At 30.2% G+C, this 580-nt stretch carries 1 protein-coding gene; it reads right to left on the bottom strand.

Translation table 11 applies throughout. The features are described 5' to 3' along the window. Positions 1 to 307 (bottom strand): helix-turn-helix domain-containing protein (locus BTV99_RS12585; protein ID WP_143507174.1); only part of this gene is annotated, 307 nt, incomplete at its 3' end. Between the last annotated feature and the right edge of the window lie 273 nt (positions 308 to 580).

Below are 580 nucleotides of genomic sequence, written 5' to 3'. Positions count from 1 at the left end.
CTCTTAACCGCTCCATTATCTCATAGGCCTCTTGTTTAAACGAAATAGACTGTAGATAGGAATGAGATAAATCAACAACCTTAATATCTAACATATAGTTTTTATTGCTATCTTTCTTGACATATCCCATCTTCTCTAATGTGAACAATAATCTATAAGCACTAGATCTATTGATCTCTAAATGTGTCGCTATTTCTGATAATGACATCTCAACACTATTACTTTTGTTAAATAACTCCATCAATAGAAGCCCATTACGTAGGCTGTTAACCATATATTTGTCATCAGATAGTGTATTAGACATCATATAAATCTCAAATAATTAATTTTAGGTACTTTATCACATAAGGCGGAATTAAAACGGCGTCTCAAAAACAATGAGTACAAAGTAGTATATTAATAAACTTTTGTTTGTTTAAATACGTATGCTATCTTTCGGATTTATCTCAAGTTATATCAGATAATGATCATCGCAGATAGATGAGTGTTTCTTAGTTAGGCCTGATTTTAACTTATCCCAACTTCTAACTCTATTTGAAATTATTAATTTTAAATGCGGAAGCGCTTTTTTAAAAAAAGC

The organism is Psychrobacter sp. Rd 27.2 (assembly GCF_001921755.1).
Classification (GTDB): domain Bacteria; phylum Pseudomonadota; class Gammaproteobacteria; order Pseudomonadales; family Moraxellaceae; genus Psychrobacter; species Psychrobacter celer.
This window is presented reverse-complemented; position numbering and strand designations above follow the sequence as displayed.